The 14,247-nt window shown below is 63.5% G+C and carries 16 protein-coding genes; 5 read left to right on the forward strand and 11 right to left on the reverse strand.

The window, feature by feature from the left end; all coding sequences use genetic code 11:
• Positions 1-270 precede the first annotated feature (270 nt).
• The gene (locus tag BD293_RS19260) at positions 271-516 is read left to right on the forward strand and encodes a type II toxin-antitoxin system VapB family antitoxin (protein ID WP_142085112.1); all 246 of its coding nucleotides are present in this window, start codon (positions 271-273) and stop codon (positions 514-516) included.
• Positions 516-935 carry a type II toxin-antitoxin system VapC family toxin gene (locus tag BD293_RS19265; protein ID WP_142085114.1) on the forward strand — a complete coding sequence of 140 codons (420 nt, stop codon included), beginning with the start codon at positions 516-518 and terminating at the stop codon, positions 933-935. Before BD293_RS19260 ends, BD293_RS19265 begins: the two co-directional genes overlap by 1 nt.
• Before the next feature lie 383 nt (positions 936-1,318).
• On the opposite strand, the gene BD293_RS19270 is transcribed toward BD293_RS19265, so the two are convergent.
• From BD293_RS19270 to BD293_RS19285, 4 genes are all read right to left on the reverse strand, one after another.
• Positions 1,319-1,576, reverse strand: a complete 258-nt coding sequence (locus tag BD293_RS19270) for a WGR domain-containing protein (RefSeq protein ID WP_142085116.1) — start codon at positions 1,574-1,576, stop codon at positions 1,319-1,321.
• Between the two features lie 101 nt (positions 1,577-1,677).
• Positions 1,678-2,613, reverse strand: a complete 936-nt coding sequence (locus tag BD293_RS19275) for a DUF2493 domain-containing protein (RefSeq protein ID WP_142085117.1) — start codon at positions 2,611-2,613, stop codon at positions 1,678-1,680.
• 367 nt (positions 2,614-2,980) lie between these two features.
• Positions 2,981-4,012 (reverse strand): DUF7146 domain-containing protein, encoded by a 1,032-nt coding sequence (locus BD293_RS19280; RefSeq protein ID WP_142085119.1) that lies wholly within the window; start codon positions 4,010-4,012, stop codon positions 2,981-2,983.
• Between the two features lie 14 nt (positions 4,013-4,026).
• Positions 4,027-8,439 carry a strawberry notch family protein gene (locus tag BD293_RS19285; RefSeq protein ID WP_142085121.1) on the reverse strand — a complete coding sequence of 1,471 codons (4,413 nt, stop codon included), beginning with the start codon at positions 8,437-8,439 and terminating at the stop codon, positions 4,027-4,029.
• Positions 8,440-8,615: 176 nt separating this feature from the next.
• Here BD293_RS19285 and BD293_RS22825 point away from each other — a divergent pair, with 176 nt between their 5' ends.
• Both BD293_RS22825 and BD293_RS22830 read left to right on the forward strand, forming a co-directional pair.
• Entirely contained in the window at positions 8,616-8,762 is a 147-nt protein-coding gene (locus tag BD293_RS22825; protein ID WP_170207234.1) for a hypothetical protein, read from the forward strand.
• Between the two features lie 115 nt (positions 8,763-8,877).
• Positions 8,878-9,480 carry a hypothetical protein gene (locus tag BD293_RS22830; protein ID WP_170207233.1) on the forward strand — a complete coding sequence of 201 codons (603 nt, stop codon included), beginning with the start codon at positions 8,878-8,880 and terminating at the stop codon, positions 9,478-9,480.
• A gap of 9 nt (positions 9,481-9,489) precedes the next feature.
• Here BD293_RS22830 and BD293_RS19295 read toward each other — a convergent pair whose 3' ends face one another.
• The 6 genes from BD293_RS19295 to BD293_RS19320 all read right to left on the reverse strand — a co-directional run bounded on the left by BD293_RS19295 (position 9,490) and on the right by BD293_RS19320 (position 12,350).
• Positions 9,490-9,798 carry a type II toxin-antitoxin system TacA family antitoxin gene (locus BD293_RS19295; RefSeq protein WP_142085088.1) on the reverse strand — a complete coding sequence of 103 codons (309 nt, stop codon included), beginning with the start codon at positions 9,796-9,798 and terminating at the stop codon, positions 9,490-9,492.
• 88 nt (positions 9,799-9,886) lie between these two features.
• Positions 9,887-10,531 (reverse strand): antitoxin of toxin-antitoxin stability system, encoded by a 645-nt coding sequence (locus BD293_RS19300; RefSeq protein WP_142085123.1) that lies wholly within the window; start codon positions 10,529-10,531, stop codon positions 9,887-9,889.
• Positions 10,524-10,943 (reverse strand): hypothetical protein, encoded by a 420-nt coding sequence (locus BD293_RS19305; RefSeq protein WP_142085125.1) that lies wholly within the window; start codon positions 10,941-10,943, stop codon positions 10,524-10,526. Before BD293_RS19305 ends, BD293_RS19300 begins: the two co-directional genes overlap by 8 nt.
• 78 nt (positions 10,944-11,021) lie before the next feature.
• The gene (locus BD293_RS19310; protein ID WP_142085127.1) at positions 11,022-11,219 is read right to left on the reverse strand and encodes a hypothetical protein; all 198 of its coding nucleotides are present in this window, start codon (positions 11,217-11,219) and stop codon (positions 11,022-11,024) included.
• Positions 11,219-11,734, reverse strand: coding sequence for a DUF6878 family protein (locus tag BD293_RS19315; RefSeq protein WP_142085129.1), 516 nt, complete (start codon positions 11,732-11,734; stop codon positions 11,219-11,221). The genes BD293_RS19310 and BD293_RS19315 overlap by 1 nt, the downstream gene beginning before the upstream one ends.
• Positions 11,735-11,831: 97 nt before the next feature.
• Positions 11,832-12,350, reverse strand: a complete 519-nt coding sequence (locus tag BD293_RS19320) for a DNA repair protein RadC (protein WP_142085131.1) — start codon at positions 12,348-12,350, stop codon at positions 11,832-11,834.
• A 181-nt stretch (positions 12,351-12,531) separates the two neighbouring features.
• Between BD293_RS19320 and BD293_RS19325 the strand changes: the two genes are divergently transcribed.
• Positions 12,532-12,879, forward strand: coding sequence for an SH3 domain-containing protein (locus tag BD293_RS19325; protein ID WP_142085134.1), 348 nt, complete (start codon positions 12,532-12,534; stop codon positions 12,877-12,879).
• Between the two features lie 50 nt (positions 12,880-12,929).
• Here the strand turns inward: BD293_RS19325 and BD293_RS19330 are convergent, their stop codons facing one another.
• Positions 12,930-14,129, reverse strand: coding sequence for a DUF932 domain-containing protein (locus BD293_RS19330; protein ID WP_142085136.1), 1,200 nt, complete (start codon positions 14,127-14,129; stop codon positions 12,930-12,932).
• Positions 14,130-14,247: the final 118 nt, after the last annotated feature.

The raw sequence follows: 14,247 nt of genomic DNA on the forward strand, positions 1-14,247 counted from the left end.
CCTCAGATGCTCCCGCCGCCCTCGTGGCCCCCCGAGACGGACCAAATACTTCGCACGACTAAAAACACGCCCATACGGCGAGAACGACCGGTTTTTCCAAAAATAGTCGAGTTTTCACACACCCTCTCCGCACAGCCGCCAGTCACAAGCTCCGTCCCGCCGCAATGGGATATCCCTATACGCATTGCTTGAATATGCACATTGGGATATACATATGATCATTGCAGGCGCGTCATCGGATATGCGCCGGTCATCAGTGAGAGACAGACAATGCCGCTCTACATCCGGGATGACAAGGTCGATGATCTCGCGACGCGCTTCATGAAACTGAGCGGCGCGAAGACCAAGACGGAGGCTGTGCGCATGGCGCTGACGGCGCAGCTTGCCGTCGAGCAGGCACGCAAGCCGCTGCTCGACCGGCTGGCCCCGCTGCTGCATCGCGCGGATGAGCTGGGGCCCCCCGATCCTGATTTCGACATGAAGCGCTTCACAGATGAGATGTGGGACGCGCGCTGATGTTCATCGACGCCTCCGCGATCGTGGCGGTCCTGAACCGCGAGGCAGGGTATGAGGATATGGTGCGCCGCATGGGCGATCATGAAGGCCAGCTTTACACATCGCCGATGGCGCGGTTTGAGGCGAGTGTCAGCCTTGCGCGCTCGCGCTCCGGCGCGCAGGCAAGGCCATCGCGCGCGTTGATGGACGCCTGTGCCGGGCTGGTTAAGGATTTCGTGGAAGAATTATCCGCGCGGGATATCCATATCACGGGCAGCATCGGGGATGGCGCGATTCAAGCCGCGGCGGAATATGGCAAGATCGTCGGACATCCCGCCGATCTGAATTTCGGCGATTGCTTTGCCTATGCCTGCGCCCGGGCCTATCGGCTCAAGCTGATCTACAAGGGCAATGATTTCGCGCAGACAGATCTTGCGTGAACGCTGGCGGTCGACAGCCGCTATCATTGCTCCTTGCAAAACCCCCGCCAGATGCGCGCATCTTGTTGCAAAGCCGTCTCAGGAGGCTTTCTTGAGGGCCTTGCGGGCGGTTTTCAGCTTGGCTTCCTGCTTGGCGACTTTTGCCTTGCGCGATTTGACTTCTTTCTTGAGCTTCTTGATCTCGGGTTTCTTGGCCATGATGCTATCCTCGCATGTCGCCGACCCTCCCCTACGGTACGTCGGCACCCGCCACTATTGACCAAAAACCCTGCGAATACAAATTTCAGCGCGGCTGCAACATCTCGGGTGGGTCAAACGTCACCCTGCGATGCGCACAGCGCGCACGCGCGCAACATGCCAAGGCACAGGCGGCACCACGCAGGTCACGCATATCCCCGCCGCTGCTTCACGCGCGCGAGTTTCATCAGCGCGGTCACGGCCTGCCCTTCATCGGCGTGCGGCTCGATCATCATCTGACCACGATATCCGATCCGGCCCCATTCGCGCACAAGGCTGGCACCGCCGAACAGGTCGGGCTGGATGCTCATGCGGTAAAATCGCCGCATGTTGCGCGCAGCATCGACCCGGCGCATCTGCAGGTCGGTCGGGAAGATTTCCAGTTGGCTGACAGTATCAAACATGTCGCAATCCGGGCGCGGGGTTTGTGCCATGATATCAGGGGAAAGCGCTTGCTTCCACCGTGATGTCCGCCGCTGTGATGTCCCCGTGAGAGGAAAGGGGCTCACGCCCCCTTCTCAAACTTCATGACCGGGATGCCCAGCTTGCGGGCCTTATCGGCGAGGTTCTCCTGGATGCCATTGCCCGGGAAGACGAGGACGCCTACTGGCAGGACGTCCAGCATGGCGTCGTTGCGCTTGAAGGGCGCGGCCTTGGCATGCTTGGTCCAGTCAGGTTTGAAGGCCACCTGCGTGACACCTCGGGCCTCGGCCCATTTGGCGGCGATGAGCTCTGCGCCCTTCGGGCTTCCCCCGTGCAGAAGGACCATGTCGGGATGTTTGGTCCGGACCTGATCGAGCTTGCCCCAGATCAGGCGGTGATCGTTGAAATCGCTGCCACCGGTGAGGGCAACCTTGGGGCCTGCGGGCAGCATCACCTCAGTCTCTGCCCGGCGCTTGGCGGCCAGGAAGTCGCGGCTGTCAATGAGCGCTGCGGTCATGTGCTGGCGGTTCACCATCGATCCCGTGCGGGGGCGCCAGGCGGATCCCGTGTGATGGACAAACTCGGTGGCGGCGTGATCGCGCATCATGTCCATGCAGTTGCGTCGCTCGACAAGCGTCAGCCCTTCGGCCATCAGGCGCTCAAGTTCGGTGGATTTCACCTCGGAGCCGTCCTGCTCGCGCTGGAGGCGGCGCTGCGCCTGTTCGTTCTCATCGAGCGACCGCTCGACCCTCGCCGTGGCGCGGTGGAAGAGGTTGACCTGGCCCCAGAGGACTTCTTCGAGGTCGGGTTCCATGCGGGTGTCTTCGAGGGTCGCGACGAGGGCATCGAAGATATCGGCAGCGGCGCGGCGCAGGTGATCGGCATCCGGCATCGGGCGCGGATCGGGCTCGTCTTCAAAGGGTCGGTAGCCATAGAGCTGCAGCTCTTCGAGCGCATGGGCGGTCTGGGATACGGTCTGGGCGGGGTCATAGGCATCCTCATGGGTCTGGATCGTCATCTGTTTCTTGCCTCCGGGCTTGTCTCGTCCGCGCGACATCCCGCGCGGCCTTCATGGGCAGCTCTGAGCCGTCATGGCGGACGCCCCTTCACCCCCTCTTCGGGGCCGAAACGCATGTGGAGGAGGGCGGCAGGCGGGCTATTTGTTTCGCGATGCAAAGCGGGATTTATCCCGCGGCGGAAATAGCCTGCCTGCCGCCCTTGAGGGGGCGGACCCTTTGACGGCAGCACGCCCATCTCTGAGAAGGCCGTGCGGGTGTCGGGGGGATAAGATTCACCCGGGAAGAGGCAAAGCGATGGTCCAGAGCCGCGACAGGGATCCGTGACCCCTGCCCCGCCATCCCCGACCGACCCCTGCGCGATGCGGCTCAGCCGAACAGGCGCTGCCGATCCTGGGGCCCGATCTGCCCTGCCAGATGCTGGCGCAGCGCCTCCGCGCCGTTCGCTCGGAGATCATCGTTGAAATCCCCGAGACGCGGTTCCAGCACCCGAACAGCAACCCCGACCTCGGTTGCTCTGGCGCTCAACCGCTCTGCCGCGCGCGCACCCGCAGGATCGCGGTCGATGGCGATATAGAGGCGCTGCACCTCCTTCGGCAGCAGGACAGCCCCGAGGTGACCCGATGAGAGCGCCGCCCAGACAGGAAGGCCGGGGACCGCTTGCGTGAGCGACAACATGGTCTCAATGCCCTCGCCAACCACGAGGATGTTGTCATGCGGGGTCAGCCTGACGGCATTGCCCAGAAGGTGACCCATCGCCCGCCGCTGCGTTTTGACCGCCGCCTTTCCCTGACCGTCAGGTGCTAACCAGGTGCGATGCAAACCCTGCAAGGCCCCTGCCCCATCGGTGACCGCCGCGATCAGCGCCGGTCTGGGGAGGCTCCGGGTCTGGCCCTCATCGCGATGCCAGCACTTCGGGTGGAAGCGAAGGGCACTCATCATGCCGCCTTGGGTGAGGCCCCGGGCGCGCAGATAGCTGTCGGCAAGCGTGCCTGCGACCGGCACCGAGGCTGCAAACAGACGCGCCGCCGCCCCTAGTGTGCCCCCGGGGGGTTTGGGTTTTCGAGGGCCTGGCGCATCCGGCATCACCGGCATTGGGCGGCCAAGATGCGCGCGGGCCTCGTCCAGAAGCTCGGGAAACCGCGTGATCCCCGTGCGTGCACGGATGATGTCCAGCAGATCCCCATATTCCGACGTGGCGGAATCACTCCATTTTCCGCGCGCCCCCGGCCCCGAGCTTGGCCCGGTCAGCCGCACAAAAAGCGACCGGCCGGGGCTGTTCTGCAGATCGCCCACCATCCAGTAAGACCCTTCCCGCCGTCCGGCGGGAAGGTAATGACGACATACGCTTTCAGCGTTTTGCGCAAGTTCGCGCAGAAGATTTTCTGTTTCAACCGACATGCACCACATCTTTTTCAACCATTGCGTGCATGTAGGCCAGCCACAGGCAGGCGCGCAAGCAGCTGCTCCAGCACCGCAATCCCGCGCGGATCCGTCGGGCAAAAGAGCCGCAGCTTCCAGGCGATGATTTCCGAGAAGAACCCATCGGCCTTGAGCCGGTCCTTGGCGGCCTCGGAGAAACCGGAAAGTTCGATCCGGTTGACGCCCATGACGCGCGAGCGGTGCAACTCCATCCCCTCCGAGAGGCGCACCACGGTCTTGCCCTCCAGAATGAGGGCATGGACCTGCGCCGCGGACAGTTTTGGTGCATCGTCCGCCAGCGTGGTTGCGACCCAGGCGGGCGAGACGCGGCGGCCGATGATACGCTGCCCATCGTCAGTTTGCAGCCGGTAGACGCGGGTTTCGTCCTGAGGAAGCTGCTTCCAGATCGGCAGAAGAAGGCCTGCCACGATATGCAGCGTGGTCTCCGAGAATTCCGGCACCTCGGCCAGTTCCGCGGTCCAGGCGGCAGTGAACGCCGCGCGGTCGGCTTCCAGCCAGTGGGTGTCGTCCATGATCTTGGCCGGGACCGTGCTGGATTCCGTGGGGCGGATCAGCCTCAGCCGCGGCTCAATCGTGCCGTCATCCAGCATCAGGCTGGTTGCGGGCACCTGCACCGCAGCGCGGTTTGAGCGACTGTTGACCAGAAGGCGCGCTTTGGGGTCTTCGAGCCAATCCAGCGCGTCGGCCAGCGACAGCGGCGTGTTGCGCTGCTTTTGCGCGATGGTCAGGAGCTGGGTTTCCGCGCCAGAGCCGGGGTGCGTATAGATCACCCGTGCATCCGTCACCCGAAAGCTCTCTGCGCGCAGGGTCTCGAGACCAAGGTCATAGACCTCGGCGGCGATGGCGCCCTCGATGCGCTGCGCCAAAAGCTCTTCGAATGCGGTGAACAAAGTGCCCTGCATGTCGATTGTCAGCGCCAGAAGGCGATTGAGGAAAGTGGTGATGGGGGGCAGATTGTCCTTGAGGCCATTGTCATCGGTCAGGCTGAGGCCCGTCGCATCCTCGAACGTCTCCAGCGAGCACCCCGCCACATCGCCGCGATGCAGTTTGCGGTAGAGCTGGCGGAGCGCGTCGCGGGCATAGGGGCTCTCGAGGTTGTCCTCGGGCCGGAACAACCCCTGGCCACCGGTCTGGCGCTGACCGCGCGTGATGGCACCGAGCGTGTCGAGACGGCGCGCGATGGTCGACAGGAACCGTTTTTCTGCTTTCACATCGGTGGCGACGGGGCGGAACAGTGGCGGCTGCGCCTGGTTGGTGCGGTTGGTGCGGCCAAGGCCCTGGATCGCTGCATCTGCCTTCCAGCCGGGCTCAAGGAGGTAATGGACCCGCAGGCGCTGGTTTTTCGCGCCAAGATCGGCATGATAGCTGCGTCCCGTTCCGCCCGCGTCCGAGAAGATCAGGATGCGCTTCTGGTCATCCATAAAGGCTGCGGTTTCCGCGAGGTTGGCAGATCCTGCCCGGCTTTCCACAACGAGCCGCGCCGCGTGACCCTCGCCCTTGCGCACGATGCGCCGCGAGCGGCCCGTGACCTCGGCCACCAGATCGGTGCCGAAGCGCTGGACGATCTGATCCAGCGCGCCGGGCACAGGCGGAAGCGATGCCAGATGCTCGATCAGCGCATCGCGGCGGCGCACCGCCTCGCGACATTCCACCGGCTGGCCATCGCGCGTGACAGGGCGCGAGGAGAGGTTGCCCTCGCTATCGGTGAAAGGCTCAAACAGCTGCACCGGGAAGGAATGGGCGAGGTAGTCCAGGCACGCCTCCCTCGGCGTGATGTCAACGCGAATGTCGTTCCACTCATCCGTAGGGATGTCTGACAGGCGGCGTTCCATCAGCGCCTCGCCGGTCGAGACGATCTGGATGACCGACGCATGGCCTGCTGCGAGATCGGCTTCGATGGAGGATATGAGGGTGGGGGTTTTCATGGAAGTGAGCAGATGGCCGAAGAAGCGCTGCTTGGCGGATTCAAACGCCGAGCGCGCGGCCGACTTGGCCTGGCGGTTCAGCGTGCTGCTGGAGCCAGTCGAACTGGTCGGACCAGTCGAGCTGGCCGGGCCAGTGATGTTGGCCGCCTCCATCGCAGCGGACAAGTTCTGATGGATAATTTTGAACGCGGTCGCGAAATCATCATAAATGCTCCGCTGCTCCGGCGTCAGCGCATGAACCAGCATCTCGTACTCGACGCCGTCATAGGAGAGAGAGCGGGCCGTGTAGAGGCCAAGGGACCGCAGGTCGCGGGCGAGGACCTCCATCGCGGCAACCCCGCCTGCCTCGATGGCTTGCACGAATTCTGCCCGCGTTGAAAACGGAAAGTCCTCCCCACCCCAGAGGCCAAGCCGCTGCGCATAGGCCAAATTGTGCACCGAAGTCGCGCCGGTGGCAGAGACATAGACCACGCGGGCATTGGGCAGCTTGTGCTGCAGACGCAGACCCGCCCTGCCCTGCTGCGATGCCTCGGTGTCACCGCGCTCGCCCTTGGACCCTGCGGCATTCGCCATGGCATGGCTTTCGTCAAAGAGGATCACCCCGTCGAAATCAGCCCCCAGCCAGTCAACGATCTGATCGACGCGGGACTTTTTGGCGCCCCGCTCTTCCGAGCGCAGCGTCGCATAGGTGGTGAAGAGGATGCCCTCGGTGAGCGGAATGTCTTTGCCTTGCGCAAAGCGCGACAGGGGCGTGACCAGCAGCCGCTCCTGCCCGAGGGCCGACCAGTCGCGCTGCGCATCCTCCAACAGCTTGTCGCTTTTGGAAATCCAGAGCGCCTTGCGCCGGCCGCAGCACCAGTTGTCAAGAACAATTCCGGCCGACTGGCGGCCCTTGCCCGCGCCCGTGCCATCGCCCAAGAAAAACCCGCGGCGGAAGCGGATGGCGTCAGCGGCATCATCGGGCGCAGCCGAGACCATGTCGCCGGTTTCATCGACGCACCATGATCCGGCGAGATACGCCGAATGCGCTTCGCCCGCGTAGATCACGGTCTCGAGCTGGGCGTCTGAAAGCAATCCGTCGTGCAGAACGGCGGCGGGCAGCTTGGGGCGGTAGCTGGGTTTGGGAGGCGCGACCGAGGCCATCGCCGCTGATTGCACCAGCTTGGTCGGGTGCGGTTCCGCTCCTGGGATGTCGATCGCCTGCAGGCGGAAGGTTTCATAAATGGCATCCGACAGGCGCGCACTGGCATCGTCTTCGGTCGCATCGCGCAGCGTGTAGGCGAGGTCTGTGGCCTCGATCTGCGCGGCCGTTTTGGTGGGGGGTGTTGCTGGCGTGGCGCGCGATGTGCTGATGGCCGTGCGCGTGGTGCGGGCAGGATTTCCCGGGAAGGGGGAACTGGGGCCCTGCCCGGCTGGTACGACCTGCGCCAGCGTGAGGCGCGGGGGGACATGGACGGTGATCAGCGAGAGCAGGCTGGCGACATCGGGCGATATCGGGCGCGCCAGATCGGCGGTGATGCCGCCCGGCTCGCCACCGCGACATTTGTCGAAGACCGAAATGCGCGTCTCGAAGCTGGTGCCGTGCTTGGCGAAGGCGGCACCTGACACAGCACCAGTGAAGACCAGATGTGCAGACTCGGTCAGGCGGGCGAAGGTTTCGGCCCAGGCGGGCGTATCGGGCGCAAAACCCGCACCTGTGATGGCGACGAGCCGTCCGCCGGGGGCCAGACGCGCGAGGGCCGAGCGCAGATGCCGGGCTGTCGCCTCGGTGGTGCGGGCGTCGACATTGGCCACTGCCGAGAAGGGCGGGTTCATCAGGATGACGCTCGGGCGCAGGCCTGCGTCCAGATGATCGTCGATTTGTGCGGCATCAAAACGGGTGACCGGACGGCCCGGGAACAGGCGGCGCAGAAGATCGGCGCGGGTGTCAGCCAACTCGTTCAGCATCACGCTGCCGCCTGCGATCTCGGCGAGGATCGCCAGAAGGCCGGTCCCGGCCGAGGGCTCCAGCACAAGATCGCGGGGCGTGATCTGTGCCGCAGCCAAAGCCGCCAGCCCCATGGGCAGGGGTGTGCTGAATTGCTGGAACCGCTCCATCTCCTCCGAGCGGCGGGTATGCGTGGGCAAAAGGCCCGCCACCTTGGCGAGGATGGGAAAGAGTGCTGCAGGCGAGCCGGCACGGGCCAGAAGCGCGCGGCCGAATTTCCGCAGAAACAGGACCAGCGCCACCTCGCCCGCCTCATAGGCGAGTTTCCAGTCCCAGGCGCCGGTCGCATCGGAGCCGCCAAAGGCGCGCTCCATCTCAACGCGCAGGCGCAACGTGTCGATCTGGAAGCCCTGCGCCAGATCGGGCTGCAGCGCCTCGGCCACGCTCAAGATCGCAGCGGCCGTATCGGGCGACGGGATGGGGGCAACAGAAGCAAGTGCGCGCTCGGTCGCAAAATGGGCGAGATGGGTCATCGGGAAACTCCGGAATGAGGGACAGGATCAGGCCAGGACACCCTCTCTCGGGCACCCTCAGGCCTGACCCTCCCCGGCCCTCCTCTTCCTCTCGAACCCCATGATCTGCGCAGGTGGCTTGCTTTTGTTCCTGTTATGTTCTATATTGAGGGTCGAGCTATGAAGGGAGAGCCCCGATGGACAGCACCACTTACGCCCTGCCCGCAACGCCGAAGCAGATCGCCTTCGCCGAACGCCTCGCCCGCATCAAACGCCGCGCCGTCCCGAATGAATGCTTTCGCGACAAGGGGCTGATGGCGAAATGGATCGACGGGATCAGGTGAGGGTGGCACGATACCGCCGCGCGAGCATTCGGAGCTTTTGCCACTCCATAGGTTCACAAACCGATCGTATTTGCCAACCTGTAGAGTGGCAGATTGGGTCGTCAGGACTTCAACCTTGATCAAACTCCTGTCCGAGCCGCACCAGCTCCGTGAGCGCGGCGTCCTTTTTCTACAAGTCGTTCTCTCCAGCGATGAGCTTGCGAACATTGCTGACGGACATGAACATTCTGAGCGGGTTCGAAGCCAAGGATTGGAACCCGTAGCCTTCGTAAAGTGCCCTGCGGCGCGCAACGCGATCAGGATCACCGCAGTCAAGGACATCAAGCATGACGACCGCGACGCCAATGGCGTCGGCCGCAACGGCGATTCGCCGGAGGGCGTCGACAAGCAGATCGCCGCCAAACCCGCCCCCGTGGAACTTCTGATCACGCCCGATCATCGAGATATAGGCGGCGGGGATGTTCCCATGCGAAGGCCGGGACCGCGCAAACTTTGCAGGAAGATCGGTAAACTCAACCGCGTGCGCATTCAGAGCATAGAAGCCGATGACCGTGCCGTCTCGGTCAACCATAACATAGAGGCGGACGTTATCTGCCTTGGCGAGCTTGTTTGCGGTCTTCTGAAAATAGTTGTCGACTTGCTCGACACCGCAAGAAAAAGCCGCCCGATCATGCCTCGAAGGATCGAACGGCTCAATGATATAGGTAGCAGGTCGTGAGCCCGACATTTACTGCGACACAACTGTTTTGCTGTGCCGACGGAAGGCCGCGCGCAGGGCCTCAGTCGGCGCCGCCGGCGCATCAAGCACTGCGAAGAACGCCTCATGATCGACCGGCTGCAGCACCGTCCGTTCATGCGCTGCGATCGTTGCCAGCGCTGCCTGGTAAGCGGCATTCATCGTGAAGACGGAATCGTCGACGCCAGAAAGCGCCGCCGCCTGCTGGATCGCAGTCTTGATGCGCGGCTTCGTCCGGAAATTCATCCGGGCCTCGTTGCGCTCATCGATCGCGCGCGTGGTGTCGTGGAAACCAAGCATGGTCGCCTCCTGTTTTGCCAATCCATCATGTACGCCATTTTGACGTACAATACAAGCGTTCGGTCAGAGAAATTCAACGAAAGCCCGCTCACCCAAACCGTCGCCCAGTCTCAGTGAAAGTGTAGTCATTGGCGATGATCCCTTCCTCGATGGCCTCGTCCGAGGTGAGGTGGTCATACTCAACATGAAGCTGGCGATAGAACCAACGGGCCAGATCGCGGATTGCTTCAACCACGGTTTCCTCGGCGTCCTCGGTCGGCGGCTGCCAGGTCGGGCTGTCGCGGGTGACGTCCACCGACATGGTGTATTCGTGGTAGTAGCGGCCTCGGTGGCTGATCTCGGCGGCGAGCTGGTAGAAATTCCGCCGCTGGACGGCCTGCAGCCGGTCGGCGATGCCGTGCAAAGTTGCGTCCTGGGGCGCATAGGCGCGGATGCGTGCGGCTGCGCCCTTGGCGTGGCTGTAAAATCCTTCCAGACAGGCCCCATCGCCCTGGCTCCAAAACCCGGAGAACCAGATGCAGGGCTTTTGACGCGTGCCGCCGCCCATCAGGCGCACAGGGGTGGTCTTGAGGCGAATGCCGAGAATCTCGCAGACCTGCTCAAAATCCTCATAGACCGCATCCCACCAATCATCATGTGGGCCCAACTCGCGATACCAGCTGCGCGCCTTGTCCTTGGCGGCGTCAGAGAGTTCCGGGAACTGGTAGACTGTCGTGCAAATCACCTCAGGCATGGGGGTCCTCCCCGTTCAGTGCGGCCGCCAACCAGTCTTGCGTGCTGATCCAGCCAATCAATTTGCGCGCGCCAAGGTCGATTGCATGCGCGCCACCGCCGAAGGCGTCGAGGCGCAAGCGGGAACAGGTCACAGCATAGGTGAACCCCCACAGGCCGGTGAGATCGAGGTCTTCCGCAAGGCTCAGCACGAAGCGGGTGACCGCTTCGGGGTCGCCGTGGTCTTCGCTGCGGATCCAGAGTTGTGAGCCGGAAGGATCGCTCTCGATCGTCAGGTCAAAACCGCAACACAGCGTTTCTGCCTTGGCATAGGCGTCGTTGCGCAGTGCGAGAAACGCCTCATAGGCGCGCGCGGCATTCTGGGGCGTGCCAACGTCCAGCAGGCACGAGAAACGGGTGAAATAATCCGCCATTGGGGTCTCCATAAGAAAAGGCCCGACCGATGGCCGGGCGTGGGGTGTGATGGGTTGGGGTGATCAGGGGCGGCGGCGTCAGTCCGCGCCCATTGGGTTAGCCTTTGTCTGCAGGCGCGCATGGCTGGCCAGCATGGCGCGGTAAAACCGCTGGCGCGCGACGCGAAGCCCGCGCATGCGCCGCAAGCTGGGATGCAGCGCCCGGATCGCGGCGCGCAGCACAGTGCAGGGCCTGTCCTGAGGGGTTACCCCGAGATGTGCATAGAACGGGTCCATCACCATGACCCCTGCGCATAACTGGCGGGGCAAGCTTGCGGCGGGCCGGAGGGGGACAGGGCACCGCATGGGTTGTAATCGAGCAGGTTCGCGCGCGCGGCGGCGTCGAAGCAAAAGCTGCCATCTGCGGCACGGGTCGTTCCGGATGCCGCGCGCAAATCCTGCAGCACATCGCAGGCGATGCGCGTAATCGCGTGCCTGAGCGCCAGATTGCGGGGCGCAGGTGCTGGCTGGTCCAGCGCAACATAGGGGATGATCACGTCTGGACAGGGGCATTCCACATCACCCGCCCAGGCGGTGAGGCCTGTGATCAGGCAGATGTCATGATCACAGTGAAAGCTGACCATGACATGGGTGATACCGGCCTGGATCAGGTGATCATAAAGCCGGGTCATATTGGCGGCCATCAGCGCGGCGAGGCAAGCCTCGGCCTCGGCATGCCGGGCCTGCAGCCCGTGAAAATCCGTGCGGGCCGGGGGCAGCGGGGCGGGTAATGTCGGGGTATTCTGGCGCATCGATCTCTCCTTGAAACAGGCGGGGGACGTGCGCGTCGCGGGGTGGTCTTTCCTCTGCCCCGCAAGGCGCATCTCTGCCCTGCCAGCCTCTTCCTCTTCACGCGGCCAGCTGCAGCACGCGGGCGGCAAAGGCGCGCCAGAGCGGATCGACCAGACGCCCATCCAGAAGATCGGCGCGGTGGCGCAGCCGCTGCGCCATATCGGTCTCGCGCCAGTCAGTGGCACGGCCCGCCTGTGCGCGCAGCTGGCTTGCCTCCTGCACCACGGATCGCGCCTCGGCAGCACTGGTCACCGGATGGCACCAGGCCACTGCGCTCTCGCTGGCCGCACCCGCGAGCACCAGACGCGCGTCGCGGTCCAGAATGGCGATCATCTGCCGGGCAGCATCGGGGGCCATGTCCTCGGCATGATCGATCGCGCCCTGCATGGCCTCGGCCAACGTGGCGAACCGGGCAAGGACCATGGGCGCGGCCCGGCCCGACATCTGCGCAGCGGGCAAGGTGTTTGAGACTGTCAGGGCGAAGGGGCGATTGGGATCAGCGGTGCCATTTGGGTTGTGTGGCGCGGGGCCGCTCGGGCGAGGGGTCGGGTGAAACGGCATGGGAAAGTCGAACATGGCTGATATCTCCGACGGCGCGGAAAGCCTCTCTCCCCGCTTCAAACCGTCAAAGACCAAACCGCCGCCCTCTTCCTCGAAAGGGGGCGGCAGATAATCTAGGCTTAAGTCAGCAATCAGGATGTTGCAGACACTACCAGCTTATGCCAGCCTCGGATCGCTCGACCGGGGGACAGCCATCATGAAGTTCAAGGTTACAGAGGACTGGACAGCCACTTATGTTGATCCAATAGTTTTACAGGCCGGCGACGTGCTTTATCTCACGGGTCGTAAGGAAAACTGGGATGGCTACATCTGGCTATGGGCGAAATCCGCAGGCGGTCTGGAGGGCTGGATACCCGATACCATCGTAAGAAAAGCAAACGATGGCTGTGCAGCAGCTGAAGATTATAATGCTGCTGAACTTACTTGTCAGGTGGGCGAAATTGTTACAGGCGAAAAGGAAACACACGGCTGGGTATTCTGCCGGTCAGCGGACGGTTCTGCCGGTTGGGTTCCGCTGAAAAACCTTGTGTCGAGTGTCGAGTAAGGGTTCATCTTGATTTTTTATGGGGCGCCAGTGAGGCGCCCCACCCAACTTCATCCGACCCGGTCGAGCAGCTTCTTGGCCCGCCCTTCCATGTCGAGGCGGGCATCCTGCTGGGTCTTGTCGCGCGCCAGCCGCGTGATGCCCTGCACGAAGTCGAAGATGCTCTCGGGCGGGCGGCCCTCTTCCATCAGCACCTTCTCGATGATCTTGCCAGACTCCGCCTTCGAGAAGCCGCGCTTGCGCAGGAAATCCGCGCGATCCTCATCGCTGCGCGCCACGATCTGCTGCCGCGCGGCCTTGATGCCGTTCACAAACCCCTGCGGCGAGGAATTGGCAAACCGCGTCAGCGCCGGGGCTGCCTCATGTGCGAAACGCGATGCCGCGTATTTCGAATGCCGGATCCTGATCTCCTGAAAATCCTCGACGCCCCAGAGGTTGCGGTTCTGGCACACCGCCCGCAGGTAAAAGCTCGCCATTCCGAGGGTCTTGGCCCCAACCTCGGAGTTCCAGCAGTAAAACCCCCGGAAGTAGAGATCGGGCGAGCCATCGGGCAGCTTGCCCGCCTCGATCGGGTTGCGATCGTCGACCAGGAACAGGAAGACGTCGCGGTCCGAGGCATAGAGCGTGGTCGTGTCGCGGCTGATTTCGACATCGGGGTTATAGACGCCCGTCGACCAGTCCAGCACGCCCGGCACCTTCCACCGCGTATCACCGGTGCCATTGCCCGCGATGCGCTGCACCGCCTCAACCAGTTCATGGTCATGGATCCTGCCGTAGCTGAAACCCGTTATCGCGCGCAGTTCGGTCCGGCCATCTTCCGTCTCGAAAGTCTTCACCTGCTCAGCGCGGTGGTTGGTCAGACCATATTGCAGGTTGATCCCCGCAAGCGGCGCAGGCAGCTGCCGCAGGTAGGACGCTGGTGCACCGACGATGCTGGCAAGCTGGCCGAAGGCCCAATGCGTGGGTGCGACCGGTTCTTGCGCCTTCGGCAACATCAGGTGCAACCGCTCGGGGTTGTCGCGCGCGGCCTCGACCCGGATGTCGGCGGTCTGCACCACCCGGCTCCGGCTGCGCTCGGACCGGCCTTTCACATCGGCCCAGAGATCGTCGAGCGACAGATACCGCTCATCATCCGGCCGGTTGAACCATTCGGACGACACCCGCCCGTTCCGCTCGCCTCGGCTCACATCCACTTTCCAGCCGCCAGCCCGCGTCGGCGCGACCGGATCCAGAACTTCCACAACACCCATCGGTATTCCTCCGTGACAGGCGCTGGAAGCCACTCTCCCAGCCCTTAACCTGTCGCGAAAGCAACCAGCCCTTCTCTGACTCTCAAACGCAGATGTGAGGGGCAGCAATGCGGAGAGG

Source organism: Roseinatronobacter monicus (genome assembly GCF_006716865.1).
In the GTDB taxonomy this organism is placed as follows: Bacteria; Pseudomonadota; Alphaproteobacteria; order Rhodobacterales; family Rhodobacteraceae; genus Roseinatronobacter; species Roseinatronobacter monicus.